The following is a 23424-nucleotide window of genomic DNA, read 5'->3' as shown; positions in this document are numbered from 1 at the left end:
CCGTACGGCCTTTTTGCGTTGGTTAGATGATTTCCGCGTTGACGGAGTCGGGATCCTTTACGATATGCTGTCGGACATGCTGGATCATCTTTTTCATCCGGACGGCTTCGGCGCTGGACGGATCGAGCTTTTTTAAATGGGCGGTAAGAGGGAAGACCTTGAAGGCGCTTCGTCCTCCCGTTTTGCTGATCCGCGTCCAGGTTGGGATAAAGTCGACCTTCTTGATGCGAATGGTGCCGTCATCAAGCTTGCGCACCTGCAGCTGAGTGATAAGTCCGGTTAAGGTATGGTCATTGTAATAGAGGCGGGTCGAAATAATATTGCCGAGGGAATAGATGGCGAATCTGCGGATACTCGACCCGCTTTTGTAGAAGACGGCTGGCTGTATGGTATGCGAATGGGCGCCGAGAATAATGTCGGCTCCATTTTTGAATAATAATTGCACCATATCCTTTTGCTTCTGAACCGGATAATTCGAGTATTCTCTGCCCATATGCAGGCATACGATGGTCAGATCGACGTTTTTGGCCTTAAGCCGCTTCAGGTCGGAAACCATCTTGGCCGGATTGATCAGGTCAACCGCCCATTTATGGTCCGAAGGAACCGGAATTTTATTGGTGGTTTTCGTATAAGCAAGGAAGCCGATCTTGATGCCTTTGACTTCCTTGACGACCAGTTGCTGCGCTTCACTCTGCGTCCGGTAAGTGCCGGTGTGGGCAATCCCTTTGGCATCCAAAATTCTGAGCGTACGCTTCAGACCGTTAATGCCATTGTCCATGCAATGATTATTGGCTGTCGAGACAAAGTCGAAGCCGAGATTTTTCAAGGTATCGGCGAAAGCGTCCGGGCAGTTGAACATCGGCCAGTTCGTACGCGGATGCCGTTTCACGACACTATAAGCGTCCTCGGAGGTTTTACCCGCAAATACGGTTTCCAGGTTGCCGATCGTCAGGTCGGCATTGCGCAGATAAGGGGCGATCGGCTCGAACAGATGGTCGAAGGAATACCCTTTTTCCCCCTTGCAGGAGTTAATGATACGCGTCTTCATCAGGAAATCCCCGACTGCGGCTATCGTTATTTCCGTACTCATGATTCATCTCCGTTTATTTGGTTTTTGGCAGCAGGCTGCGGGCATATTGGAAATGCGTATGCAGGGCCTGCTCCCAGGCTTTGAGTCCATACAGCTGCCGCATAATTTTTTTGCCGGGCTTGATGTTGATCTCAAGCAGCCACAGCTTTCCGTGGACGTCCACCGCCAGGTCGATGCCAAGCTCGCAAAGGCGGGCATGGTAGGAGTTTTCAGTAAACGTCGGAATATATTCCGCGAGTTCGCGGACGGATTTGGTGAGTTCTTCGCCTTTTTCGTCGCCAAATTCTTTCTTCAAATAGGAGCTGGCTTCAAAGGCATGGCCGCCGCTTTTCAGGTTGGACGTAATCCGGCCGCGTTTTGCTTCCCGCACGGCAATTCCCGTCGTCTGCCAGTTCCCTTCGCTTTTCTTCAGCATTAACGCGCGAATATCATAGATGATTCCTTGCTTGTTCCGGATATCGATCCACTGCTGCATGATCTGACGTTCCTTGCTCAAGGACCGTCTAATTAACGAACGGATGCCCGCGGCGCTCATCCTTTGCGTCTGCTCGCCGTTGGTCTGCACTTTGTATTGTCCGTGCTCCAGCGTGACGCGTACGATATCTCTGCCGCCCCAGCCGTTAATCGGCTTGAGCATGACGCTATTATACTTTTTCACAAAGGCCAGAAAGCTGCCGGGGTCCTTCACCGGTTCGGTAGGAAGAAGATACGGCTTCAGCACGGGGGACGTGAGCAGATGCTTCTGGATCCTCATTTTGTTGCCGATGCCGTAGCCGGTAAACGGGAAAGAGGGCGCTTTTTTGACCAGAGTGGCTCTGCTGACTTGCGATCCTTTGTAAAATCCGATATCCATGTTCATCTTGGGAAAAGGCAGGGTCTGCCTGCTCCAGGTTCCGCCTTTATATACGTAGCCTGTTATTCTTCGGGTTGTCAGGTTCACATCTTTAGGGGTGTAAACGAGAATGCCGCTGAACTTCTCGGCGAGGGCGGATTTGGCATGTCTTGCAAAGCTTCCCGCATGGCCGATCCGATGGGTCATGATTCCTAAGATGTCGCTCATCTTTGTTTCTCCTGTCCTATGGCCTTAAGCTGTAGTCGGAACTGTGTAGTATCATATGAAGCATGATATTTGTCCGGCATGGGATAAACGCCCATTCCTCAAGGGGGAGGCGTCCGTTGAAGGTACTTTTTGCGGGTGGAAGGAATAGTATGGAGCAAGCGATTAGCCTCATGCAGAAGGACACGTAACTGCTGTACATCAATGGAGGAGATTCCACCATGAAAGGCTATATGATTAAATATCCGGGGCGAAAATGGTTAAAGCATGTAGCGCTGTCTGGTGAAGAAGAGCTCCGCGATTACTTGCCGGATACGGAGCAATTTACGCCAAAGGGTTTTATCAGCATGATTGACCGTTACCCCGTCCTGTTCGTGAAGCCGGATCTTGGCATGAAGGGACAGGGTGTCATGAAGGTTTATTATAAGGATGGCCGAATCGTCATTCGGACGGAGAACAGCCGCTATTCGTTCCAATCCGCGAAGTTCGCGGCCATCAAGTTGAAGCAGCTGATCGGTACCAAGCGGTATCTGATGCAGCAGGGAATCAATCTGATTCAGCTTAACGGGAACCCCATAGATTTTCGTATCCTTCTGCATTTGCGGCGGGACGAAACCTGGAAGTTTTTCGGCGTTATGGGCAAGATGGCGGCGCCTAACCGGTTCGTGACGAACCATAGCAGCGGGGGAAAAGCGATCCGGCTGCATCAGGCGCTTGGCTTAACGAAGCAGGAATGCGAGACATGGGAAGTGAAGCTTCGGGAGATGGCGTTTAAGGTTGCGTCCGGGATGAAAAAGCATTTTCCGCTTATAACGGAGCTTGGCCTGGACATCGCAATCGATACCGAGCACCGCGTCTGGCTGCTTGAGGCCAATACGAAACCACAGTTCCAGCTGTTCCGCTATCATTCCAATCCTAAGCTGTACGCCCAGATTGCTTCTTCGGTGAAGGCCATTAGAGGAGATGGGTAGGGGCGGGTGGTGAGGGAGCAGTGCGTTTAATAGGAGTAACTATAAACGGCCTTTCTGTCGGTTCCCGTGTTTACGTTGTCTCAGAATTACCCCCTGTTTGTCGCTTGTAAAAATGTTCAATGAGACTATTAAGAATGCAAAATTTGGTATATTAATGGGGTAATAAATAGCGTGTGAAGCACACCGCTCTTTTCCGTTGCTTACGGAAGGGGGCGGTCATTTTATTTTCAAGAGGAGGATTTGTATATTCGAGTTCGAGGCCTATTACAAGGAGTGGCTGGCAGAGCAGTTGAAGGCGGGAAGCAGTGAGAGACAAAGGAAGCTCAAAGAACATGGACACGCGGAGAAGTCATTCTTGGAGCATGTGTGGCTGCCGGCAATCGGAGGGACGGAGTATTTGCATGGCGAGTATGAGGTGAGCGATTTTAAGGACGGAGTTAGATTTCTGGACTTTGCCTACCTTCGTCATCCGCACAAGATAGCCATCGAGATTAACGGTTACGGACCGCATTCCCGGGATATCGATCGCCGGGGCTTTGCTGATCGCTTGCAACGGCAGAATCATTTGGTTCTGGACGGCTGGACCGTGCTTCGTTTCTCGTTTGACGACGTGAAGGAGCGTCCGCGGCAATGCCAGCAGCAGCTGCAGCAGCTGCTAGGGAAGTTATACGGCCAAGGAGCAGACCGGGAGATTACGCTGCATCAAAGGGAGATTATTCGGATTGTATCTTATCAATTAGACCCTGTTTCGCCAGTGGAGGTTAGCAAGGCAATGGGGATTAGCGCGCAGTTTGCGCGGAAGCTGATGCTGGACCTGGTAGATAAGCGGTATTTGATGTCGGTTTCCCAAGGAGAACGCGTTCGTTACTATCGCCTCGGGAAGCGGAAGGCTTGAGCGAGGGTTGTGGCAGGCTTAACGATGTGCGACATCGTTAAGGCTTCCCGTGAAGGGGAATCACCCCTGAAAAGCCTCCGGCAGACCATGCTCAGCCTGTTTTATGCCGCATATCGGTCGAATTGGGTCGAAAATTTTACTTTTGGGGAAATGTTAAAGTATGATGGATACATAAGAAATTTTTCGTGAGATTTTACCGTGGCATGGAGGGAATTCCCATTACGAACATGATGTTGAACGACGCAATGACGATGCTGAAGCTGACAAGCCGGACCTTTTATATTCCCATCAGCAAGCTGATACCGGAGTTAAGAGAAGCCGTGGCGTCCGCCTACCTGTGCATGAGAGCAATTGACGAGGTAGAAGACGATGAGAAGCTGCCTGCTCCGATCAAAAAAGAACTGCTCCTTGGAGCGGCGCAAGCGATGAAATCGCAAAATTTCGAGGAATCGCTAGAGCAAGTGTGGCAGCCTCACATGGATAAGCTCCCGGAAGTTACGGTGCGGATGGCCGAATGGGCGCGGCTTTGCCCGGCCGGCATTGCCCCAACCGTATACAACTACATTGCGATGATGGCTGAACAGATGGCGGATTGGGTGGGACACTCGTGGAATATCCGGACGGAAGAGGATCTGGATAAGTACACCTACAGCGTTGCCGGCATGGTAGGCGAAATGCTCTCCGATATTTGGCGCTGGCATGACGGGACGGAGACCGACCGTGACAAGGCGGTTGCTTTCGGTCGGGGGTTACAAGCGGTTAACATTATGCGCAACCGTGCGGAGGACATGGAGCGCGGCGTAGATTTCTTCCCGGACGGCTGGGATCTGAAGGACATGCTGCGTTACACCCGGCGCAACCTGAAGCTAGCGGATGAGTATCTCGCGGATTTGAAAAAAGGCCCTGCCCGCAGCTTCTGCCAGATTCCGCTGTCGCTTGCCCATGCGACCGTTAACCTGATTGCCGCCGGCGGCAATAAACTGACGCGGGACGCCGTGCTGAAGATCGTCGGCAAGATCATGTAACTCCATACAAAGAAAGTGCCCCACAGCACGATGCTGTGGGGCTAAGTATTTATATTATTAAAAGGGGGGTTGAGTTCTATTATAGGCAATGTTCATTAAAGAAAGATGAACATTACATTTCGAGTATGTTACAAATATTAACCAAACGATTCCAATCGCTTAGGTGAGCCTATGCCCCCCGTCCACATGCTGGACGGTACCGGTAACAAACGAGTTTTGGATCAGATAAAGCACGCATGACGCTACATCTAAAGCGGAACCGATCCGCTTAGCAGGGAGCTTTCCGGCCACCGTACGATACAGCTGATTCCGCGCCTCCTCCGGCATTTTGCTTCGGGATGGGGTATCGATAATGCCGGGAGACACCACGTTAACCCGAAGCGGGGCCAGCTCAAGAGCAAGCGTCTGACCCAGGTTCGAGACGGCTGCGTTAACCGCTCCTAGAGCGGCTGAACCGGCCATCGCTTTATAGGCCGCAACACCCGAAAACAACGTAATGGATCCGTTATCCGCAAGCTTAGGCGCGCCGTATTTGGCCGCATAGTATTGTCCCCAGAATTTATTCTCGAACAGCTCGCGGGAACGGGCCGATTCGGTCTGGAGAAAAGCACCGCCCGAGGTTTCGGCCGCGCTGACGACCAGGTGATCCAGATCTCCCACCCTCTCGAAAAAGAGCTTCACCTGCTCCTCGTCCGTTGTATCCAGCACATAAGCGGATGCGGCGGGACCCAATTCATGAACAGCCGCCTGCAGCTTAGCCTCCGAACGGCTTGCGATAACCACTTCCGCACCCTGCTCGATAGCCTGCCGTGCCGTCTCCAGTCCAATTCCCGAGCTTCCTCCGATAACGGCAATTCTTTGATTTTTCAGCATGCCTGATTCCTCCCAATTTGAACGTATGAGCGATTTGCTCTTGCAATGAGCACAGCATACCGCCAATAATTCCGTTTGGGAAGTAGTGTTATTTTATTCATATAGTTACCGAAAAGTAAGGATTGTGCCGTGTCGAGGATGGCGGGTTTATTTTATTTTTCACCCAAAGCAAGGCCAAACCGTTTCAGCTCGATAAAAATCCCCTCCAGCTGCCTGCCCCTCTCCGTTAAGGTGTATTCCACTCTAGGCGGTACCTCCGGATATACTTTTCGCCCGATAATCCCCTTGGCTTCGAGCTCCTTCAGCCTAAGCGACAGCGTCTTGGGGCTGATGCCGTCCATCCCTTTCAGCAGATCGCTGAAACGAAGCGTCCCCTCGATCAACAGATCGCGGATAATGAGGAAGGTCCATTTGGTTCCTATGACGTCCAGCGCAGCTTCAATCGGACAAGGCTCGCCGGGCGTTCCTTTATTTAATGCAATAGGTTCAATCACGCTGTCTCCATCCTTCCCTTGGCGCACTCCGTCTGTTTGCTCTCATAGTAGCACAATCGATAGCTCCGGGGGAGTAGATGTCCAAGCCGAATCGCGGGATGAGCATGCGAACCTCTTGGAGCCCAGGCATTGCGGTTTCCAAGGGGTTATTTTTATAGTAAGATGGGGTTGGTAGATTCGGATGCAGGGAGAGATAGGACGATGAACGATTTGATGAAGACATTGCTTGCGCAGGAAGAGGAGCTTCAGTTCGATTCTTTCACCAACGAGGACGCGCTGCAACTGGGCAACATCGTGGTACAGCACGCGAAGGATGCGATTGGCAAAGGAATTGCGGTACATATCGAGAACGACGAGCATCCGCTCTATACCCACTACATGGCGGGGACTTCGAAGGACAATATTTATTGGGTGAACACGAAGAAAAATGTTGTGAACCATTTTGGCCACAGCTCTTTATATGTTGGCGAGATGTTCCGAGACCAAGGGACAACGTTCCCGGAAAGCTCGGGCCTGCCGCTTTCTGACTATCAAGGCGAAGGCGGATCGTTCCCGATTATCGTCCGCGGCCAAGGCAAAGTCGGCACGATTACCGTCTCCGGCCTGACTGGCGAAGAGGACCATCAAGCGGCGGTAGACGGCATCCGCAAGTTTTTGATGAAGGGATAGGACAATCGATTTGAATAGACACCTCCGTTTTAATCGTCGAGATTAGGCATGGAGGTGTTTTTATGTTTGCTTGAGGGGAAAGGGGAGTGCCGGGATGAGGGCAAAAGCTGTTTTTCTTGATTTTTACGGGACGCTGGTGCATGAGGATGACGATATTTTACCATCGATATATGAGCAAATCCGGGCAAGCGCGGCGACCCCTTGCGCGCCGGGTGATATCGGTCAATATTGGTGGAGGACGTTGTCCGGCTTCTTTGAAGCGAGCTTTGGGGAGAAGTTTAAGCCGCAACGGGAGCTGGGGCTTCTGTCTCTCGTCGAGACGCTTGCGCATTTCGAGTCGGACTGTTCGGCGGAGCAGCTTATCCGAAGGCAGTTTGAGCATTGGATGAAGCCGGAATTGTATGAGGACACCTTGCCTTTTCTCTCGACTTTCAGGGATCTCCCGATTTATATTTTATCCAATATCGATACGGCGGATATTGAGGCAGCGGCTGCTTTTCACGGGATCAAAGTGACGGGCATCGTGACCAGCGAGGACGTGCGGGCTTACAAACCGCGTCCGGAATTGTTTCTTGAGGGCATGAAGCGCTGCGGTCTCAAGCCCTCGGAGATTGTGCATATTGGCGACTCCTATAGCAGCGACGTTGTGGGAGCAAGCAAGCTTGGGATTCAGACGATCTGGCTGAACCGGCTCCATAAACGGCAGCCGCAAGGGCCCGAACCGGATTATGTTTGCGACGATTTAAAAGCAGCTGAACGATGGCTGCTTCGGAGTAAGGGGAACGAAGCGGAATAACAGAAGGGATGGTGAACATAGTGGACAAGCCGCTAACAGGCGTAGGCGCAACTTATGAGCATAACAGGCTGCTCGCGGACAGCTACCGGAGATGGACGGGGCAGGAATTGGTGTCCGCCGAGCATGATAGGGAGAAGGGGCTGGAGGAGCTGCTGTTTACGGCTCCGAGAGTGATTTTGTCGCATGGGACGGAGAGCGATCCGGTGTTGAATTACGGTAACCGCATGGCTCTGGAGTTGTGGGAGATGACATGGGAGCAGCTGACCAGCACGCCTTCGCGGCTTACGGCAGAGCCGATGGAGCGGGCGGAACGGGACCGGTTTTTTACGCAGGTGACGGCAAACGGTTATGTCGATAACTATACCGGCATCCGGATCTCCAGGACGGGACGGAGATTCTACATCGTTAACGCTACGGTATGGAATCTGGTGGATGAGCAGGGGATTTACAGAGGGCAGGCGGCGACCTTCCTGGATTATAAATTTTTGTAGGGTTCTACAAAAGATAGAACTGCACGGACGGCAAGCCGCTTGATACGATAAAGTCGTTCCATACTTGAGCGAAAAGGAATGGTCTTTATGTCGTACGCGGTACCTTGGCGCGTTTTTGTCCGATATCTCGCCTCCAGGCTGTTTGGGGTGGGAGTAGGGCTATTGGTTTTTATTCTTCTATTCAACGGGTTTAAACTTCATCAAATGTCAGGTAGGGGATTGAGTATACCCTTTAGTTTCTTTTACGGCTATGGCTTGCTTTTCGCGTGTCTGGCGGATTTTTTGGCACGGTTCGTGAAGTACGGGCGGAGCTTGTTCTGCCTCGTGTTGTACATCATCGGCGGCTATCTTCCGTTTCTGTGGACGGATACGGCTGTTGCGATGATTGGAGGGACGCTTGGCGCATTCTTTTCGCTGATCGTGCTTGTAGCGTCCTTTATAATTGAAAATCATTGGCCGTATTCCGCGCTTGGCGCAGCAGGGCTGTTGATAAACTATATGGTCATGTTTATGCTATGAACCTTTAATTGTTTAGGGTTGTTCCGTCATTTATCTAGTTACAAGCTTTTGAGAAGAGGTTTAAACTAGGGAAGAAATTAACCGACAGGAGATGAGTCTAAATCGTTATGGTCATTCAATCCGTTAATACGTCCAGTAAGGCTGTTGCTTTTACGTTTGACGATGGACCCCATCCGGTGTACACGCCGGAGCTGCTGAAGATCTTCGCAGAAGCAGGGGGAAAAGCAACCTTCTATATGATCGGCGAACAAATCGCTGCTCATCCGGAGGTAGCGAGGCTTGTCCATGAGCAAGGACATGAAATCGGCAACCATTCGTATACGCATCCCAATATGACCGAGCTGTCGGACGAAGAATTCGAAAGCGAGCTTTCGCGTACGGAGGAGCTTATCAAGCAGGTAACGGGAACGCGGGCCGCAACGATGCGTCTGCCTTATCTGGCGCGGGACGAGAGAGTGGATGCCATGCTTGAACGCGATGGCTATCCGTCAATCGGCGCCGTGAACATGGAAGCCAAGGATTGGGACATGCCGGGCGTTGACCATATCCTCGAAACGACGCGCAAGGAAGTGCGGAATGGCAGCATCTTGATCTTCCACGACGGATTTGGCGACCGTTCGCAGTCGGTAGAAGCGGTGCGCGTGCTGACGAAGGAGCTGACGGCGAGCGGGTACCGGCTGGTAACCGTGAGCGAGCTGCTTCGCCTGGCGGAGTAGGAGGGCACAAGAAGCTTAACGATGCAGGACATCGTTAAGGCGGCTAAAAGCGCAAAACCAAGGAGGCTTAACGATGCACGGCATCGTTAAGCACATAAAAAACCTGCGAGCAGGCGAGTAAAGCGCCCGTATCGCGTAACTTAACGATACACAGTAACGTTAAGCACAATAACAAGACATGGCCTTGCGCTGACTGTTCCGCGCAGGGCCATGTCTTGTTATTCGGTTGCAGGCGGGCGTTTGCCGTTCTGCAAATCTTTTATCGAGTAGCCAAAGTCCATTTGAAGGTGGGGATAGTCCTTGAAGCTTGTCCAGTCTCCGCCCCAGGCAAAGCCTAGCTTTTTGGCGGCCGAGACGACCTCCATCCAGTCGGACTTGCCGTTGCGATTGCCGTCATATTCCATATCCCAGATAACGTCGCCATCCGGCTTGACCAGCGCGAAATCGACCGCAAGCCCGTAGTTATGGTAAGAAGCGCCGCCTCTAACATTGGTGACCACTTGGCCCGGCTCGGACCGGCCCTTCTTGTAAAGGGCGTTCTGCTCCTCGCTTGAGCGGAAATCGTCGGTGATCATGATTTTTATACCCAGCTTGCCGGTCTGGGCCACAAGCTCATCCGCCTTCTCTGCAACAATCGGGTGAAGGCCGACGATTGCCGTGCTTTTCGCAGGAGCCTGCTCCCGGGCAGGCGCGGGATGATCCTGTACCGATTCGACCCATCGCCAGCCCATGACAATAATCGCAATTAAAACAAGCGAGGTCATAACCCGGCTTCTCTTCTGCTTCTGTTCCGGCCTGACATACGGCTGGCCTAATCGGCCAACGGTCGTATTTTGCCGTGCCAAAGGTTCGGGCATTCTTAACGTCTCCTCTCCGGTTGTCCGTTTCTCTCTCTCAATCTATGAATCTCTCTATTAGCATGCGCAATTATGTAAGCTCCTAAACACTCGGATTGTCCCATTGTAGCACAATTCGACATTCGCTTGCCCCCGTCCGGGGTAGGGGAATGGAGCAGGGGCATGTCCCGCCAAATTCGCAGCAGGCTAAGGCATCGCAAGGGAAGACGGCATGTTCCATTCGGAAGCCGCGATCTCCGTAAAACGCACAAAAGGCCCATCGAAATGGGCCTTTTGCTTGCGGACTAAGCTTCGTATGCTGCCGCGAAGATTAGTGCAGATAAGCTAGGGATTAATAAAATTTACCGAAGCCACAACCGCAAATAATGATCACCAACAGTATAAAAAGCACCAGGATGAAACCTGTAGAGTTAACACCACCAACGTAACCGGACATTCTACATGCACCTCCTTACGTCTTGAGTACTCTATAACTTATGACCGTTTTCTCCAAGGTGCTTGGGTGTTTGTTCCTGAGGCATTTGACCAATTATAAATGGCGCTCATTGACGCTTGTACCTGAAGTACGGCTGACCGATGCCGATTCCCATTTTCTTGCCGATGAACCGTTGCCTGAACTTTGTTACCATTAGAGAAGCATGATCTGATGTATTATTGAAGCTTTTGCTAAGACGCAAGAATCATCACGGACACCTAGTCTGGCTGTTTGTATGATCATTCTATTTAGGGGGAACATTCTCTTGATTAGCAGCAAGTTTAAGAGATGGGTCGCGGGAGCAGCAGCATTGTCCTGTCTAATGGGGATCGTTCCTACCGTTGATGCAGCCAGCACGAACAAGCTGCCTTTCGACGATATTGCGGGCAGCTTTGCCAAGGACTCTATCATTCGTTTATATGAGAAACAGATATTATCGGGGACTTCCGCTAGAACCTTTTCGCCCAAACAGCCCGTTACCCGGGCGGAATTCATCACGATTCTGGACCGCGTACTCGGGATCAAAACCGTTCACGGCGCTATCAATCCATTTAAGGATATGAAGCCCACAGACTGGTATTACGACGCGGTTACGGCTGCCGTCCAGGTCGGCCTTGCGGATGGGACAAGCGCGCATAGCTTTGAACCGTCAAAGCCCGTAACAAGGCAGGAAGCGGCGATTATGCTCATACGGGCATTCAAGCAGTCCGGTGTATCCGGCGATACCTCGTTTTTTGCGGACGCTGACGAGATCGCGGATTGGGCCGATAAGGCGGTTGGTGCGGCGCTCGAGCTTAACCTGATGGCCGGTGATGCGAACGGTCATTTTAATCCGGCAGACGGGATGACCAGACAGGAAACGGCCGCTGTCATTGATCGCGCTCTGCAAAATGCAAAGTGGGCTACCGCGCTTGCGAAATCGCAGTCTGCAGCCCGCATCCAGCTTGGCTGGCAATACGGCCAGACGACGGCCCAATATGAGCAGTCGGTTCTCCAAGCGAACGTAACGACTTTATCCCCGCGTTGGTACTTCTTCGACCCGGCAGGAGTTGTGGCAGACTACACGGATCAGTCGCTCGTAAGCTGGGCAAGCAAAAACAAAAGACAAATTTGGGGAATGGTCGGCAACCGCTCCAGCCAGGAAGTGACGCATCAGAACTTGTCCAATGCGACGTACCGCGGTAAAGTGGTCGATCAACTTACGGGCTATGTGCAGAAGTACGGACTCAAGGGACTGAACATCGATTTCGAAAATGTCGCTCCCGAAGACCGTGCCTATATGACCGCTTTTATTAGCGAGCTTAGCGCGAAGCTGCACAAGATTGGCGCCATCGTCTCGGTATGCGTATCGCCTGACCTTGGCAGTGACTGGACCGAAGGCTTCGATTACAAAGCGCTTGGCGCTTCGGCCGATTACATGGTGTTGATGGCTTACGACGAGCATTGGAGCACCAGTCCAATCGCAGGCTCAGTCGCCTCGCTGCCCTATGTGGACTATGCGATCGCCAACATCCTCGAGGAAGTGCCGGCAAGCAAGGTTATCTTGGCGCTGCCTTATTACAATCAGGACTGGGCCACCGATAAATCCGGAAAGGTAACGGCTTCGGAACTGACGCTCATCGAGCAAAACAACATCGTCCGCAACCGTTCGCTTCTCCCCGCATGGGACGCATCGGTTGCGCAATATACCGTATCGTACCAGCTTAACGGCCTTAAGCATCAGCTCTGGATCGAGGATGGAAGATCGCTTGCCGCCAAATATAAAAAAGCAATGGATTATAATCTGGCGGGTCTTGCCTATTGGTACATCGGCGGAGCCAGCACCGATATTTACAACAGTCTTAGCAATGCTGAACGGTTCTACGGGTTAAATTTTAATTAGTTTATGGATTCATGCTCTTATTTATTTATCCGATTAAGATAAAAGAACGCTTCCCGTACCGTGCGGGCAAGCGTTCTTTTTTGCGTTGGAGCCGATGCATTATTTGTTCTTTACGTAATCGATGAACATCCTTTTGAGAATAAGCAGCTGCGGTCTGGACTCGAGATCCGATTCGAACAGCAGAATGTTATTCTGCAGCGATAGCTGACGGGAAAAATGGCGTAATCGTCGTCAGCGTTTCTATGATCTGCAGATCGGGGCGAATCGAGAGGTCATCGATGCCGGACTGCACAATGGCCGCAAAATGCAGCGGGTTTTATCAAACTGTTCCTCACGCCGGATGACGCATCGTATCTGACGGGCATCGAGTTGCCTGGTTGCAAAGGCGTGACGGCGAAGTGACAAAATCGAGCGAGGCTAGTCTTAGAACCACGCGAAAGGCGAAAGACGCCTAGCGTGGTTCTTTTGCTTGGAGCAATTTTGTGCCATGATAAGCTTATGCTTACGAAGCAAGAATAGCCGCCAAGCGGCAGCAATTCTTTGGAGGTGATGGGGTGTATTCTGATATTCAATTCGCAAGCGACCGGCCGGTTTCGATGCAGGTCAAGGATTACATGAAACGGCTGATGATAACGGGCGCGCTGCAAGCGAATCAGAAGCTCCCGTCCACGCGAGAGTTAAGTCTCTTGATGAATGTAGGGCGCAATACCATCGTGACCGCTTACGCGGACCTGGTGGATGAAGGATTTATATATGCCGTAAAAGGAAAAGGCAACTTCGTCGCGCAATCGGCGGGCGGCGTTGCGGCGGAAGAGGGCGCCGGCAAGAAGCTTGACTGGAGCGAACGGATGAACGATCTGGCCCGCGCCGCGGAAGAGCATGATCTGATGAAGCATGGCATCCGCGCGAAGCGGGGGGCGATTTCTTTTACGAGCATTGCTCCGGACGAGAAGCTGTTTGATCTGCAAAATGTGAAGCGGGCTTTCCTCGACCGGATGTCGCTGGAAGGCAACATTATTCTCAATTACGGCTACGCCAAGGGCTATAAGCCCCTGATCGAATTCCTGATGCGTTACATGGAAAACAAAGGCGTCGATCTGACCGGCAAGGATATGCTCATTACAAACGGTTTTACGGAAGGGTTCGATCTTGTCCTGTCGGCGCTTGGAAAGCGCAGCGGACACGCGTTATGCGAGAACCCGACTCATCATACCGCCATAAAAAATTTAAAGATGCACCAATTTGCCGTTACCGGCGTAGATATGGAGCCTGACGGCATTAGCCTAGAACAGCTGGAAGAGAAGCTTGGCGGGCAGGACTATGACCTCGCTTACCTTGTTCCTTCGTACCATAACCCGACGGGAATCGTAATGTCCCACGAGAAACGGGCTCAGACGGTGCGGATGCTGAACGACCGCCGGATTCCGATTATCGAGGACGGCTTTAATGAAGAGCTTCGTTATTCAGGCGCTCACGTGGCCCCTCTGCTCGCTTACGGCGGCAACCGCAATAACGGAACGATTTATTTAGGCAGCTTCTCCAAAATTCTGTTCCCCGGCCTACGCGTCGGATGGATTCTGGCGGATAAGGAGCTGATCGACTATCTGGAAAGCGTCAAACGCGCGCGGACCATTCATACTTCAACTCTTGATCAATCGCTGCTCTATCAATATCTTCATAACGGCAACTTCGAGAAATATCTGAAGCGCGCGAAGGCGGAGTATAAGCGCAAATACGAGCTGGCCGTGGAGAGCTGCAGGACGTATCTGCCGCTGAAAAGGCTGTCGGGCGACGGCGGGCTCCACCTGTTCGTCGAGTTCGAGGAGAGCTTCTCCACAAGGGAGCTGCTGCAGGCCTGCACCGAGCAAGGCGTACTGTTCACTCCCGGCGATATTTTCTACACCGACGGCGGCGGCCGCCATACGATGCGGCTTGGCTTCTCCCGCGTCTCCGACGAGAATATCGTCATAGGGATCCAAAGGATCGGGGACGCTGCGAAAGCTATGCTCGGGAAGTAATTCGCAGCGAGCAAAGCAAAGCCTATGCTTACGACAGCAATTTGCTTATGAATTTAAACTGTTTTATCATTCCATACTCGCAAAATTTTTAGGAGGCTTCTACACAACATGATGAAAATCGGCGTTATTATGGGCGGCATTTCGTCCGAAAGAGAAATTTCTTTATTAACGGGGCAAGAAATGATCGCGAATCTGGATCGCGGCAAATACGAAGTGGTGCCGATCGAGATTAACACGAAACGCGATTTGATCGATAAAACGGCGGGTATCGACTTTGCGCTGCTCGCTCTTCACGGCAAATACGGCGAAGACGGCACGGTGCAAGGCACGCTCGAATCGCTTGGCATTCCTTATTCCGGCTGCGGCGTGTTATCGAGCAGCGTAAGCATGGATAAAGAGCTGGCGAAAAAGCTGATCCGCTTTGACGGCATCCTTACGGCCGATTGGATTAACGTCTCCAGCATGGAAGAGCTTGCCGCGGCAAACGTGGAGCGCCTTGGCCTGCCGGTTGTCGTAAAGCCGAATTCGGGCGGCTCGAGCATTGCTACGCGTCTGGTCAAAACGCGGGAGGACATTGCGGAAGCGGTAGCGGAAGCGTTGAAATGGGATGACTCCGTAATGATCGAGCAATTCGTTGGCGGGGAAGAAATCACATGCGCCGTGCTGAACGGCAAGCTGCTTCCAATCGTTTCGATTAAGGCCAATTCGGAGTTCTTCGATTTCGACTCCAAGTACCAGGATGGCGGAGCGACGGAAGAAGTGATCGAATTGCCGGCCGACGTGCAGGCCCGCGTCGAAGCGTCCGCGCTTGGTTGTTATAAGGCTCTGAAATGCAGCGTGTATTCGCGTATCGATATGATCATTAAAGACGGTGTTCCGTACGTCCTGGAAGCCAACACGCTGCCGGGTCTGACGAAGAACAGCCTGCTGCCGAAGGCGGCTAAAGCGGCTGGCATCAAGTTCAGCGAGCTGCTTGACTACATCATCGATTATTCTCTAGAGCAACGCAAAGAGAAGTAATCGGCCGGGGAGAGGATTAACCATGTTGACGAAGAGCACATGGGTGACGCCGCTAGTCCGCGATTTGCCGCCATCGGGCATTCGCAAGTTTTTTAACGCGGCTGAGGGAAACAAGGAAATCATATCGCTAGGGGTCGGGGAACCCGACTTCGCAACGCCTAAGGCGGCCAGAGAGGCCTGCATCCGGGCGCTCGAGCGGGGCAGGACGATGTATACGCCTAACGAAGGTCTTATGGAGCTTCGCGAGGAAATTGCGGCGTATCTGGACAAAAGCTTTGGAGTCGGCTACGAGCCTGCCACGGAAGTGCTGGTTACGGTAGGCGGCAGCGAAGCGATTGACCTCGCGATGCGGGCGCTACTTGAGCCCGGCGATGAAATGATTATTCCGGTTCCCGGTTACATTGCTTACGCGCCGATCTGCAAGCTGAACGGAGGGGTGCCGGTTGAGCTGGAAATGACGGCGGCCCAGTCGTTCAAGCTGACGGCAGATGCGCTCAGGCAGGCGATAACCCCCCGTTCCAAGGTGCTCTTCGTCAACTTTCCAAGCAATCCGACCGGGGCGGTCATGACCTACGAGGACTGGCTGCCGATTACCAAGCTTGTGGAAGAGCATAACCTTATCGTATTGTCCGACGAGATCTATGCGGAGCTGACTTACGAAGGCAAGCATATCAGCTTCGCCTCCCTGCCGGGAATGAAGGAGCGGACGGTGGTCATCAGCGGCTTTTCCAAGGCTTTTGCGATGACGGGCATGCGGGTTGGCTACGCATGCGGCGGTCAGGAGCTGATCGCGGCGATGACCAAGATCCATCAGTATACCGCCCTCTGCGCGCCGATTGTTGGCCAAGTGGCTGCGATCGAATGCCTGCGCAGCTGCATGGAGGATAAAGACGAGATGGTCGAGGCGTTTAATCAGCGGCGGCGGATGTTCGTCAAAGGCTTAAGCGAGCTAGGCCTCGCTTGCCGGGATCCGCAAGGAGCGTTTTACGCTTTCCCATCCATCGCTGCGACCGGTCTCAGCTCGGAGCAGTTCGCTACGCGGCTGCTGCAGGAAGCTAAGGTGGCGGCTGTGCCCGGCTCCGTATTCGGCCGGGGCGGCGAGGGCTTTATCCGCTGCTCGTATGCGTCTTCGACTTCGAATCTATCGGAGGCTCTGGAGCGTATCGGCCGCTGGATGCGGACAGCAATGTAGAGTGTGAGCTTTAGATTGTCTCTCGAGCGGCAGGCTGGCAATATGCCAGCCTGCCGCTTTTCGTGGCTGCTAGGGTGATAAGGATACAGCGCATTTGTCTGATACGGTGCTCTGGAGGACTATGTGCTGCATGGCATGGAATGCAGACCAGTGTAAGCTCTGAGTGCCGTATACTGCCCCGAATGCAGCATATGCGCCTGATATGGCGCTACAGTACGAATTATGTTGCATGGAATGCAGTATATTCGTCTCTAGTGACTTCATTTAGCCGTTGCGACCCGGGATATCCTGCATTTCGTGCAGGATATCCCGGGTCGTTGGGCGAAAACGGGACAATATACTGCAAAACGTGCAATGGGGAATTGGCGGCCGGTGTACAGGAAGACTCCCGGCACCCTAGCATACAGGTATTCCAACAATTAATGCAGCATATGCGCCCGATATAGCGCTCCGGTGCACCGTATGATGCCCAGAATGCAGTATATTAATCTCTTGTGGGTTCATTTACGCCTTTGCGGGCGGCATATCCTGCACATCGTGCAGGATATGCCAGGCCGTCGGGCCAACATGCAGCAATATACGGCAAATCGTACAATAGAGGCTTGACCGCCGATGAGCAGGCACCATCTATACACACTAGTAAACAGGTTATTCCGGTTAATCAGTCCTCTCGGACTAGTTCGCCGGAATAGCCTCTTTTTGCGTCTACAGCAGCCGTTATTTGCAGAATACGGAGCAGGTATGATAGGTTGGAGAAACATAGTTTAGTTGGAGAGTTGGTGATTGTATGCCTATCCATATCGGGCTAGCCGGCTGGGGAGACCAGGACGCGTTGTACGGCACAAGCGTCAAAGCAAAGGACCGGCTGAAGGAATACGCGAAGCATTTCCCGCTGGTCGAGGTGGACAGCAGCTTTTACGCGATTCAGCCTCCGGAGAGGTTCGCCAAGTGGACGGAGGAGACGCCGGAGTCTCTTCATTTTATCGTGAAAGCTTATCAGGGGATGACCGGACATCAGCGTGGTCCGGCGGCAGCGGCTGCCGCGAATGATCCCGACAGCACGTTCGCGGCCTTTCGCGAATCGATTAGGCCGGTGATGGAAGCGGGGCGCCTCAGAGCGGCTCTGTTTCAATACCCCCCGTGGTTCGATTGTACCCGGGACAACGTGGGTATCCTGCGGGAAACGAAGCGCCGGATGGAAGGAATCCCCGTCGCCCTCGAGTTCCGTCATCAAAGCTGGTTCACCGAGGAATACCGGGAGCGTACGCTGGATTTCATGCGCCGGGAGGGCTGGATGCATAGCGTATGCGACGAGCCGCAGGCGGGTCTAGGATCGATACCGACCGTGCTTGAAGCAACGGATGCCGCGATGACGGTTGTCCGGTTCCACGGCCGTAACGCCAGCGGCTGGAACCAGGGCGGGGCGCCGAACTGGCGGGATGTCCGCTATTTGTACCGTTACAATTCGGACGAGCTGCGGCAATGGGCGGAATACCTTCGGCAGCTGCAAGAGCAAAGCGAGCATATTTGCGTGATTTTTAACAATAACTCCGGCGGAGATGCGGCGGATAACGCGAAGCAGATGATGGCGGTGCTCGGACAATTAAGGCCGGACGGCCGGGACCCGCTGGAGCCGCGCGAGGAACCGCCGCAATACGAGCAGCTGGATCTTTTTTAACCACTCTGGCTAGGAAGAGAAAGCATGAAAGAGGAAGTCCCTTGAAAAATCGAAAAATGCTGTATATCCTTACGATTGCTGTGTCTATGGGGTTTATCGGATATACGACCTACGCGAATTTCATTTACGACCCCGAAGCGAGCCGCTTCCTGCGTCATAAGACCGGCTTGAAGCATGTGTCGCTGTGGCTGACCATTATGGATGTGCATATTGTGGCGGCTTGCGCGGCCATGATTGCCGGACTTATTAACTTTTCCGGACGGATCAGAGAGCGCAGCGCCAAGCTGCATCGAGTGCTCGGCTATATTTACGTGCTGGCGGTGGCAATCGTTGATCTGACCTCCGGTTACATGGCTCCATCCTCTACGGGCGGAAGAGTGAACAGCATTGCGTTTAATTTCATCAATATGATCTGGCTTGTTATCACGGTGATTGCCGTTGTGCAAATCCGAAAAGGAAAAGTCGCGGAGCACCGCAAATGGATGATTCGAAGCTATGTTTTCGTATTCACCAATTTGTTCACCCACCTGATTACGGCGGCTTTGCACAACGGGGCCGGAATGGATTATACGTTAAGTTATACGATCGCCATTTACAGCACGATTGTGCTGCTGCTTTTGCTCGCGGAGCTTGTGATCAGGCAGACAAAAATAGACCCGGAAAGGCCTTGAAGCTGGCTGGACCGGGTCTGTTTGTTTTTTTGGCGCGGAATGAAACTAATCCTCCGCTTGCATTGTCTAATGGGTGAGAGGTGAAAAATGTGGAAAATAGCTATTGGCGTTATGTAGAGCGCATGGATGCCTCCGGACTAAGAGAGCTGATGGACGCGTACGGCCAGGATGTATGGAATCTGGCTTTTGTCATCACGCGAAGGCATGATCTGGCGGACGACGTCGCCCAGGACGTGTTTCTGAAGGTCTATCAGACAATCGGCTCGTTCCGCGGAGCCTCCTCCATCCGGACTTGGCTGCTCGCGATGACAAGGAATACGGCTATTAATTATAAAAGAACGGCGTTTATGCGCCGGGTGCTGCTTGTCGGGAGAAGCGCTGCCCATGACGGGGAAAGTCCGTCCGCGGAGCAGGAGGCTATGAAGCTGGCGCTCACGTCCGAGCTGTGGAATGCCGTCCTGAAGCTGCCCGTTAAGCTGCGGGAGGTGCTTGTCCTCCATGCGAAATACGAGCTTACGACAAAAGAAATCGCCGATGCGCTTGGGCTGCCGGAGGGGACGGTCAAAACCAGGCTGTCGCGGGCGCGCAAGCGAATGAACGGCAGCTGGAAGGGGAGTGCGGCGTATGAATGAGAAGCAGCCGGAATGGTATCGTGAATTGCAGAGGGGACCGCATGTCCAGCCGAATTTTACGAGAGAGAAGAAGGAAGCGATCGTGCGCCAGACGGAAACGCTTGGTCATGGGGAGAAGAGGAGAAGCCGCTGGATGATTCGATTCTCTTGGGCGGCCTTGTCTTTTATCGTTGTAGCCGTGATTGTTGCAGTTGCGTTCCGGGAGAACGTTGGAGCGCCCGGAGGCGGCGGGGGGAAGGGGGCGGTGGCATCGCCTGAGGCTTCGCCAAATGCTACTCCAATTCCAAAGGGGCAATTTTTCGTTATCCCGTCCAGGCAGGACGGTTATTTGAAGGATGCTCTCCCGTTCTCGACCGAAGAGGTTAAAAAAATTTGGGTGAAGGAAACGCAGGTTCCGCAAGACCGTATGTATGTTATCCTGCAAAATCTGAACATGCTTGAGATGACGAAGGCAGGTACGGATGATAAGCCGTTAAGCACGGAGAGCTTGATCCGTTTCGAAACGGCGGATTCCGTGTACAGAATCCCGTATGACGTGGACACAAACGAGTATCATTTAGGAGGCCGCGGTTATTATGCGGACGATCAAGTGATGCTGCTGATGCATGGCATTCTTCAGCCGGATTCGAAGCTGGCGCAGCTTGACCGGATGTTCGAGCAGGCCCGGCTCGAGATGGAGACCCGCGAAGGCGGGATCGACGAAAGCTTCTCTTATGACGGGAAAAGGCTGACGGTAGCCGGCAAATCCTATAACGAATGGGAGCAGCTGCTGTTGCTTAGAAGCAGCGTTCAGCCAATTCTTCTCGGACATTATTACGATGATGCCGTTCAGGCCGTTGGCAATGTAACCGAATATAGCGACGGTGTTATGCAGCTGAATCGGAGCATCGTGTTTACGGACGGCAATTATGCCACACCGGACGGTCTGGCCGTTGGCATGTCGAAGGAAGAGGTTGTGCAGAAGCTTGGCAAGCCGAATTTGCAGCTGGATTCCAAGTGGAGCTACAAAATTGGCGACTATTTGAAATTCCATCTTTATTTTGACCACAATAAGATTAGATGCATCGTGCTCAGTCAGCCTCTGTAGCTTATGGGATGAGGAGAGATGGGGATGAAGAAAAGGATTTTAACAGCCGTTGTTATTACGGTGGCAGCGCTTTTGGCGGCCTCCTGCGAAGGCGGCAAATCATCGGTAAAAACAGGCGGCACGCAGGTGTCGGGGGAGCAGGCTCCCTATAAGGTTATGGCCGAGAAGCTGCAAGCACCTTGGGTGATCGCATTTGACGGCAATGTGATCTATATTAGCGAGAGGGATGGCAATGTCGTGCGGGTTGCCGAGGGCAAGTCGACTAGAATGCCGGTTCAATTCAATAAAAACGTGCATGCTCAAGGAGAAGGCGGATTTCTCGGCTTTGTGCTTGCTCCGGATTTTCGGACGTCGAAGGAGGCTTTTGCCTATCATACGTATGAGGAGAACGGACAGATTCTAAATCGTGTCATTGTGCTGAAGCTGGAGGAGAATTCCTGGGTAGAGTCCAAGGCTTTGCTCGAAGGCATTCCGGGATCGTTTAATCATGACGGCGGCCGGATGGCGATTGGGCCGGACGGATTGCTGTACGTGACGACCGGAGACGCCGGTCGGGAGGAGCTGGCGCAGGATAAGAACAGTCTGGCCGGCAAAATCCTCCGGATGAAGCTGGACGGCACGATCCCGCCGGGGAATCCTTTTCCCGATTCCTATGTGTATTCTTACGGGCACCGGAATCCGCAAGGGCTTGCCTGGAGCAGCTCGGGCATGCTGTTTGTCGCGGAGCACGGGCCTTCGGGCAATCCCGGCGGGCATGACGAGATTAACAGTATCGTCCCCGGCGGCAATTACGGCTGGCCGGTTGTCATTGGGGGGCAGCACCGGGAGGGCATGATTGATCCCATCTACCATACGGGCGAGGATACGATTGCTCCTTCTGGCATAGCGATGGAAGCAGGCAATAATCTGCTGGTGGCCACCCTTCGGGGGGAGAAGCTTCTAAGATACAACACGCTGACGAAAAAGATGTCCACCGTGCTTGAGAACGAAGGCAGGCTGCGGGACGTGCGCGTTCATAACGGCGATATCTACGTCATAACGAATAATACGGATGGAAGAGGGACACCATCTGATAAGGATGACCGGTTGCTGCTATTGGCGAAATAAGGATGTTGACAGGAAACCATTTGGTTTCCTATAATAAAAAGCGAAACCAAATGGTTTCCTAATTGGTGATAAAAATATGCTTTTTAGAAACTAACGGAGGTATGGATCATGAGTAACGGAGTGAACACATTGCCCGACGTACGTCAGTCGGTTCAAGTCAATGCGCCTATTGAAAAGGTTTGGAATGCGGTATCCACAAGAGAAGGAGTCTCCGCCTGGTTTATGGCTCCAAGCGAAAGCTTTAAGCCGGAGGTTGGCTGCGAGTTCCATTTGGAAGCCGGCCAGTTCGGCCAATCCCCTTGCAAAGTAACGGAGGTCGACCCTCCGAACCGTTTGACCTTCAACTGGGGCAAGGACTGGACGCTGACCTTTGAACTGAAGGAGCTGGAAGCCGGGAAGACGGAATTTACGCTGATCCACGGCGGCTGGGATGCGGACAAGGTTACCGAGTTCAACCAACCTCATACGCAAGTACGCGAGCATATGGCCGGCGGTTGGGTTGGCATCGTGAAGAAGTTTGCAAGCTATGTCGAAGGACAATAATCTTGCTTCCGAGCCCAAACATGACGTCTTCCAGGCGATCGCCGATCCGACCCGCCGCAGTCTGCTGCAGTTGTTAGTCGATCAGGAAATGCCGGTCAACGTCATCAGCGCTCACTATTCCATGAGCCGGACAGCCGTATCGAAGCACCTGCGCGTGCTGGCGGAAGCAGGGCTTGTGAAGGAGCGCAAAGTCGGGCGCGAGACGCGTTACCGGCTGGAGCCGGAGCCTCTGCTCGAGCTGAAGCGCTGGCTCAGCTACTACGAGCGGTTTTGGGAGAACAAGCTGCAAGCGCTCAAGCGCTTCGTCGAAGAAGATATGCCGGCCGGACAGCCGTCAGGTCCGCTTAAGGCGATTGAAGGCAAACCCGAGAATTAGATGGTTGAAGCCGCGCCCAGTCCGAGCTTATGCTCGGACTGGGCGCGGCTTTTGTTCGTTGCGGCTTCGTTGGCCGGCCTCACCGCTAAGCTACCCTCTTATTATTTATCCGCCTTATCATCCTTCGGCGCTCGGAGCCAAACCGTTACTGTCTCTGTAAACTCCAAATGCTGTAGGAAGGCTGACAGCCGGGATCCTGCGCGCTCCCTAAGTCTGCCGTCCTGTGGAAAGTTTTCGCTTGATACTGGAAATCAACAAGCCTGCTGGCTTACAATAGACGGGATAAGTGA

General features: G+C 52.9%; 24 protein-coding genes. 19 read left to right on the top strand and 5 right to left on the bottom strand.

Translation table 11 applies throughout. From position 1 onward, the window contains the following. Nucleotides 1-22: 22 nt before the first annotated feature. Both EV294_RS22515 and EV294_RS22510 read right to left on the bottom strand, forming a co-directional pair. Entirely contained in the window at nucleotides 23-1090 is a 1068-nt protein-coding gene (locus EV294_RS22515; RefSeq protein WP_132310901.1) for a CapA family protein, read from the bottom strand. A 13-nt stretch (nucleotides 1091-1103) separates the two neighbouring features. Further along, nucleotides 1104-2150, bottom strand: coding sequence for a YheC/YheD family endospore coat-associated protein (locus EV294_RS22510; RefSeq protein ID WP_132310899.1), 1047 nt, complete (start codon nucleotides 2148-2150; stop codon nucleotides 1104-1106). A gap of 218 nt (nucleotides 2151-2368) precedes the next feature. On the opposite strand from EV294_RS22510, the gene EV294_RS22505 reads away from it, so the two are divergent. The 3 genes from EV294_RS22505 to EV294_RS22495 all read left to right on the top strand — a co-directional run bounded on the left by EV294_RS22505 (nucleotide 2369) and on the right by EV294_RS22495 (nucleotide 5038). After that, a complete protein-coding gene (locus EV294_RS22505; protein WP_132310898.1) occupies nucleotides 2369-3118 on the top strand; it encodes a YheC/YheD family protein in 750 nt (249 codons plus the stop codon). A 364-nt stretch (nucleotides 3119-3482) separates the two neighbouring features. Beyond that, nucleotides 3483-4013 carry an endonuclease domain-containing protein gene (locus EV294_RS22500; protein ID WP_243711759.1) on the top strand — a complete coding sequence of 177 codons (531 nt, stop codon included), beginning with the start codon at nucleotides 3483-3485 and terminating at the stop codon, nucleotides 4011-4013. Nucleotides 4014-4216: 203 nt separating this feature from the next. After that, on the top strand, nucleotides 4217-5038 hold the full coding sequence (locus EV294_RS22495; RefSeq protein ID WP_207918180.1) for a squalene/phytoene synthase family protein: 822 nt from the start codon (nucleotides 4217-4219) through the stop codon (nucleotides 5036-5038). Between the two features lie 159 nt (nucleotides 5039-5197). Here the strand turns inward: EV294_RS22495 and EV294_RS22490 are convergent, their stop codons facing one another. Together EV294_RS22490 and EV294_RS22485 are read right to left on the bottom strand one after the other, a co-directional pair. Beyond that, nucleotides 5198-5911 (bottom strand): SDR family oxidoreductase, encoded by a 714-nt coding sequence (locus tag EV294_RS22490; protein ID WP_132310897.1) that lies wholly within the window; start codon nucleotides 5909-5911, stop codon nucleotides 5198-5200. A 152-nt stretch (nucleotides 5912-6063) separates the two neighbouring features. After that, nucleotides 6064-6405 carry a winged helix-turn-helix transcriptional regulator gene (locus tag EV294_RS22485; protein WP_207918178.1) on the bottom strand — a complete coding sequence of 114 codons (342 nt, stop codon included), beginning with the start codon at nucleotides 6403-6405 and terminating at the stop codon, nucleotides 6064-6066. Between the two features lie 201 nt (nucleotides 6406-6606). Between EV294_RS22485 and EV294_RS22480 the strand changes: the two genes are divergently transcribed. The 5 genes from EV294_RS22480 to EV294_RS22460 all read left to right on the top strand — a co-directional run bounded on the left by EV294_RS22480 (nucleotide 6607) and on the right by EV294_RS22460 (nucleotide 9596). After that, nucleotides 6607-7074: a heme-degrading domain-containing protein gene (locus EV294_RS22480; RefSeq protein WP_132310894.1), complete on the top strand. Its 468-nt coding sequence runs from the start codon at nucleotides 6607-6609 to the stop codon at nucleotides 7072-7074. A gap of 94 nt (nucleotides 7075-7168) precedes the next feature. Beyond that, nucleotides 7169-7870 (top strand): HAD family hydrolase, encoded by a 702-nt coding sequence (locus tag EV294_RS22475; protein WP_132310892.1) that lies wholly within the window; start codon nucleotides 7169-7171, stop codon nucleotides 7868-7870. Nucleotides 7871-7890: 20 nt separating this feature from the next. Next, nucleotides 7891-8361, top strand: coding sequence for an MEKHLA domain-containing protein (locus EV294_RS22470; protein WP_132310890.1), 471 nt, complete (start codon nucleotides 7891-7893; stop codon nucleotides 8359-8361). Nucleotides 8362-8643: 282 nt separating this feature from the next. After that, the gene (locus tag EV294_RS22465; protein WP_132310888.1) at nucleotides 8644-8880 is read left to right on the top strand and encodes a hypothetical protein; all 237 of its coding nucleotides are present in this window, start codon (nucleotides 8644-8646) and stop codon (nucleotides 8878-8880) included. A 107-nt stretch (nucleotides 8881-8987) separates the two neighbouring features. Continuing rightward, nucleotides 8988-9596: a polysaccharide deacetylase family protein gene (locus EV294_RS22460; protein ID WP_132310886.1), complete on the top strand. Its 609-nt coding sequence runs from the start codon at nucleotides 8988-8990 to the stop codon at nucleotides 9594-9596. A 218-nt stretch (nucleotides 9597-9814) separates the two neighbouring features. Here the strand turns inward: EV294_RS22460 and EV294_RS22455 are convergent, their stop codons facing one another. After that, a complete protein-coding gene (locus EV294_RS22455) occupies nucleotides 9815-10453 on the bottom strand; it encodes a M15 family metallopeptidase (protein ID WP_132310884.1) in 639 nt (212 codons plus the stop codon). Between the two features lie 740 nt (nucleotides 10454-11193). Here EV294_RS22455 and EV294_RS22445 point away from each other — a divergent pair. From EV294_RS22445 to EV294_RS22390, 11 genes are all read left to right on the top strand, one after another. Next, nucleotides 11194-12810 (top strand): S-layer homology domain-containing protein, encoded by a 1617-nt coding sequence (locus EV294_RS22445; RefSeq protein ID WP_243711753.1) that lies wholly within the window; start codon nucleotides 11194-11196, stop codon nucleotides 12808-12810. Between the two features lie 554 nt (nucleotides 12811-13364). Next, nucleotides 13365-14828 carry an aminotransferase-like domain-containing protein gene (locus EV294_RS22435; protein WP_132310882.1) on the top strand — a complete coding sequence of 488 codons (1464 nt, stop codon included), beginning with the start codon at nucleotides 13365-13367 and terminating at the stop codon, nucleotides 14826-14828. Between the two features lie 111 nt (nucleotides 14829-14939). Then, a complete protein-coding gene (locus EV294_RS22430) occupies nucleotides 14940-15848 on the top strand; it encodes a D-alanine--D-alanine ligase (RefSeq protein WP_132310967.1) in 909 nt (302 codons plus the stop codon). Between the two features lie 22 nt (nucleotides 15849-15870). Next, a complete protein-coding gene (locus EV294_RS22425; RefSeq protein WP_132310880.1) occupies nucleotides 15871-17040 on the top strand; it encodes an aminotransferase class I/II-fold pyridoxal phosphate-dependent enzyme in 1170 nt (389 codons plus the stop codon). 787 nt (nucleotides 17041-17827) lie between these two features. Further along, on the top strand, nucleotides 17828-18718 hold the full coding sequence (locus EV294_RS22420) for a DUF72 domain-containing protein (RefSeq protein WP_132310878.1): 891 nt from the start codon (nucleotides 17828-17830) through the stop codon (nucleotides 18716-18718). 41 nt (nucleotides 18719-18759) lie between these two features. Next, on the top strand, nucleotides 18760-19389 hold the full coding sequence (locus EV294_RS22415) for a DUF2306 domain-containing protein (protein ID WP_132310876.1): 630 nt from the start codon (nucleotides 18760-18762) through the stop codon (nucleotides 19387-19389). Between the two features lie 89 nt (nucleotides 19390-19478). Then, nucleotides 19479-20021, top strand: a complete 543-nt coding sequence (locus EV294_RS22410; RefSeq protein ID WP_132310874.1) for an RNA polymerase sigma factor — start codon at nucleotides 19479-19481, stop codon at nucleotides 20019-20021. Further along, nucleotides 20014-21108: a hypothetical protein gene (locus EV294_RS22405; RefSeq protein ID WP_132310872.1), complete on the top strand. Its 1095-nt coding sequence runs from the start codon at nucleotides 20014-20016 to the stop codon at nucleotides 21106-21108. Before EV294_RS22410 ends, EV294_RS22405 begins: the two co-directional genes overlap by 8 nt. A 24-nt stretch (nucleotides 21109-21132) precedes the next feature. Then, complete coding sequence (locus EV294_RS22400; protein ID WP_132310870.1) at nucleotides 21133-22215, top strand: PQQ-dependent sugar dehydrogenase; 1083 nt, start codon at nucleotides 21133-21135, stop codon at nucleotides 22213-22215. Nucleotides 22216-22323: 108 nt separating this feature from the next. Further along, nucleotides 22324-22758, top strand: a complete 435-nt coding sequence (locus EV294_RS22395) for an SRPBCC family protein (RefSeq protein WP_132310868.1) — start codon at nucleotides 22324-22326, stop codon at nucleotides 22756-22758. After that, a complete protein-coding gene (locus tag EV294_RS22390) occupies nucleotides 22742-23134 on the top strand; it encodes an ArsR/SmtB family transcription factor (RefSeq protein WP_132310866.1) in 393 nt (130 codons plus the stop codon). The genes EV294_RS22395 and EV294_RS22390 overlap by 17 nt, the downstream gene beginning before the upstream one ends. The last annotated feature ends 290 nt before the right edge of the window (nucleotides 23135-23424 follow it).

The sequence above is a fragment of the Paenibacillus sp. BK033 genome, from assembly GCF_004345425.1.
Lineage (GTDB): Bacteria > Bacillota > Bacilli > Paenibacillales > Paenibacillaceae > Pristimantibacillus.
Note: the sequence above shows the minus strand (reverse complement) of the source record. Positions and strands in the feature narration are given on the sequence as shown.

Bases quoted from the DNA above. Each gene is read 5' to 3' on its own strand.
- EV294_RS22455 (WP_132310884.1), bottom strand. From the start codon at position 10,453: ATGCCCGAACCTTTGGCACGGCAAAATACGACCGTTGGCCGATTAGGC.
- EV294_RS22425 (WP_132310880.1), top strand. From the start codon at position 15,871: ATGTTGACGAAGAGCACATGGGTGACGCCGCTAGTCCGCGATTTGCCG.
- EV294_RS22480 (WP_132310894.1), top strand. From the start codon at position 6,607: ATGAACGATTTGATGAAGACATTGCTTGCGCAGGAAGAGGAGCTTCAG.
- EV294_RS22430 (WP_132310967.1), top strand. From the start codon at position 14,940: ATGAAAATCGGCGTTATTATGGGCGGCATTTCGTCCGAAAGAGAAATT.
- EV294_RS22390 (WP_132310866.1), top strand. From the start codon at position 22,742: ATGTCGAAGGACAATAATCTTGCTTCCGAGCCCAAACATGACGTCTTC.
- EV294_RS22505 (WP_132310898.1), top strand. From the start codon at position 2,369: ATGAAAGGCTATATGATTAAATATCCGGGGCGAAAATGGTTAAAGCAT.
- EV294_RS22495 (WP_207918180.1), top strand. From the start codon at position 4,217: ATGGAGGGAATTCCCATTACGAACATGATGTTGAACGACGCAATGACG.
- EV294_RS22490 (WP_132310897.1), bottom strand. From the start codon at position 5,911: ATGCTGAAAAATCAAAGAATTGCCGTTATCGGAGGAAGCTCGGGAATT.
- EV294_RS22400 (WP_132310870.1), top strand. From the start codon at position 21,133: ATGAAGAAAAGGATTTTAACAGCCGTTGTTATTACGGTGGCAGCGCTT.
- EV294_RS22515 (WP_132310901.1), bottom strand. From the start codon at position 1,090: ATGAGTACGGAAATAACGATAGCCGCAGTCGGGGATTTCCTGATGAAG.
- EV294_RS22460 (WP_132310886.1), top strand. From the start codon at position 8,988: ATGGTCATTCAATCCGTTAATACGTCCAGTAAGGCTGTTGCTTTTACG.
- EV294_RS22510 (WP_132310899.1), bottom strand. From the start codon at position 2,150: ATGAGCGACATCTTAGGAATCATGACCCATCGGATCGGCCATGCGGGA.
- EV294_RS22405 (WP_132310872.1), top strand. From the start codon at position 20,014: ATGAATGAGAAGCAGCCGGAATGGTATCGTGAATTGCAGAGGGGACCG.
- EV294_RS22420 (WP_132310878.1), top strand. From the start codon at position 17,828: ATGCCTATCCATATCGGGCTAGCCGGCTGGGGAGACCAGGACGCGTTG.
- EV294_RS22475 (WP_132310892.1), top strand. From the start codon at position 7,169: ATGAGGGCAAAAGCTGTTTTTCTTGATTTTTACGGGACGCTGGTGCAT.
- EV294_RS22395 (WP_132310868.1), top strand. From the start codon at position 22,324: ATGAGTAACGGAGTGAACACATTGCCCGACGTACGTCAGTCGGTTCAA.